Consider the following 2,169-nt stretch of genomic DNA (forward strand, 5'->3'; position numbering starts at 1 on the left):
CTGCAGGATCTTGCCGATGAATACGGTGTTTCCGCCGAACGCATCCGCCAGATCGAAGCGAACGCCATGAAAAAGATGCGCGTCGCCATCGCCGCCTGAGTGCGTCGTTGGGCGTAAGATCCGGAACGGCCCCCCTGGTGGGGCCGTTTTCCGTTGTTCCCCCTACGGAGTGCAGAGGATGCCCAGGGCACTGGTCATCGAAGATGATGAAGTCACCGCTCGCGACATCGTCGCGGAGCTGGGTGCGCACGGCCTAACGGCCGAGTGGGTGGCCAATGGGCGCGACGGTCTCGCGCGTGCCCTTGAAGATGGCTTCGACATCATCACCCTCGACCGCATGCTTCCGGGCATGGACGGGATCGACGTGGTGCTTGCTCTTCGCGAGCGCTCCGTGGACACGCCCGTGCTGATGATCAGCGCCTTGTCCGATGTGGACGAACGCGTCCGCGGCCTGCGCGCCGGCGGCGACGATTACCTGACCAAGCCTTTCTCGCCGGACGAACTGGCCGCACGCGCGGAAGTACTGCTGCGCCGTCGGCAACCCAATGCAAACAGCAACCGGCTGCGGGTTTCCGATCTCGAGCTCGACCTTGTGCGTCACAACGCGCTGCGCAATGGACAGCCGCTGACCCTGTTACCTACCGAATTCCGCCTGCTCGAATTCCTGATGCGCAACGCCGGCCAGGTGGTCACGCGCCAGATGATCTTCGAGCACGTGTGGGGTTTTCATTTCGATCCGGGTACCAACGTGATCGACGTCCATATCGGCCGCCTCCGTCGAAAGATCGACGGCGCCGGCCAGGTGCCGCTCATCCGTACGGTGCGCGGCTCGGGGTATGTCATTGCGCCCGCTGATTGATGCCTGGCGTTCCGCCACGTCGCGCCTGATCCTGATCTACGGCGCGCTTTTCGCCATCTGGTGCGTGGTGCTGCTGGGCGTCGTCCAGTGGGAAGCCTCGCGCTACCTGTCCAACGTCGTCGACGGCATGCTCGCCGCGCGCATCCACTATCTGGAAACCTCCGATCCGCGCCGGCTCCCCGCGACGGTGGAGGCGGCCAGCCAGATCGATGTCCAGGGCTACATGTGGGTCGGCCTGTTCGACCCGCAGGGCAGGCGCATCGCCGGCAACATCGAAAGTGTGCCGGCCGAGCTCACCGACGAAGACATGGTCCAGTCGATACGCGCGAGCCTCGTGGATCCCAAGCGCAATACGCCCACGCGCGCTCGTGGCGTCACGCGCGTGCTGCCCAATGGCGATCGGCTGGTCGTGGCCAAGGAGAGCACGACGATCGACGGCGTAGGCGCGATCATTCGCCGTGGCCTGCTCTGGGGGCTTTCTCTGACCCTCATCCCCGGTGTACTCGGCGGCATCCTCATCGCCCGTGGACCCGCGCGTCGCATTCGTGCGATCCAGCAGGCGATGGAGCCGATCCGCGAGGGCGACCTCAGCGTGCGCCTGCCCGTGACACGTGGCGGCGACGAGGTCGACCTTCTCGCATCCACCGTGAACACGACACTGGGTGAGATCGAACGCCTGCTGGGCGAAGTGAAGGGCGTCACCGACAACATCGCCCACGATCTCCGCACCCCGCTCACCCGGATGCGCACGCGTCTCCATCGCTTGCAGCAGCAGTTCGACGGCAAGCCGGAAGGCGACCAGCTGGACGCCTGCGTGGCCGAGATCGACACCGTGCTGTCACGCTTCCGCGCCCTGCTAAGGGTTTCTGAACTCGAAGACCGCCAGCGCAGCGCGTGTTTTGAAACGCTCGATCTGGGCGACGTCCTCCGCAACGTCCACGAGTTCTACGCCCCGCTGGCTGAAGACCGCAGCCAGGTGTTCGAACTCGAGGTGGGCCGGCTGCCGCCACTGCGCGGTGACCCGCAGTTGATGTTCGAAGCCTTCGCCAATCTCGTCGGCAACGCCATCAAGTTCACGCCCGACGGCGGTGCTGTCCGCCTGGTGGCCAGTACCGACCCGACGGGTGACGCGCGTATCGATATCGCCGATACCGGGCCTGGAATCCCGCCCAACGAACGGGAAGCGGTGTTTCGCCGGTTCTACCGGAGCGATGAGACGCGCGCAAAGCCGGGCTGTGGCCTGGGCCTTGCCATCGTCAGCGCCATCGTGCGCCTGCACGGGTTCTCGCTGTCGGTGGGTGGAACCGAGA

Annotated in this window: 3 protein-coding genes; all 3 read left to right on the forward strand. The window is 65.4% G+C overall.

The genetic code is table 11. The features are described 5' to 3' along the window. The coding region (locus AC1DT2_RS21460) for a sigma factor-like helix-turn-helix DNA-binding protein (protein WP_477298604.1) at positions 1-99 on the forward strand (99 nt) is incomplete at its 5' end. Positions 100-178: 79 nt separating this feature from the next. Continuing rightward, on the forward strand, positions 179-859 hold the full coding sequence (locus tag AC1DT2_RS21465) for a response regulator transcription factor (RefSeq protein WP_046968925.1): 681 nt from the start codon (positions 179-181) through the stop codon (positions 857-859). Continuing rightward, positions 837-2,169: sensor histidine kinase (locus AC1DT2_RS21470; RefSeq protein WP_477298603.1), on the forward strand; the 1,333-nt coding region annotated here is incomplete at its 3' end. The genes AC1DT2_RS21465 and AC1DT2_RS21470, both read left to right, overlap by 23 nt.

It is taken from the genome of Luteibacter sp. P4_E6 (genome assembly GCF_056401535.1).

What these genes read in the sequence shown, in the direction of transcription:
- AC1DT2_RS21465 (WP_046968925.1), top strand. Translation starts at nt 179, where the DNA reads ATGCCCAGGGCACTGGTCATCGAAGATGATGAAGTCACCGCTCGCGAC.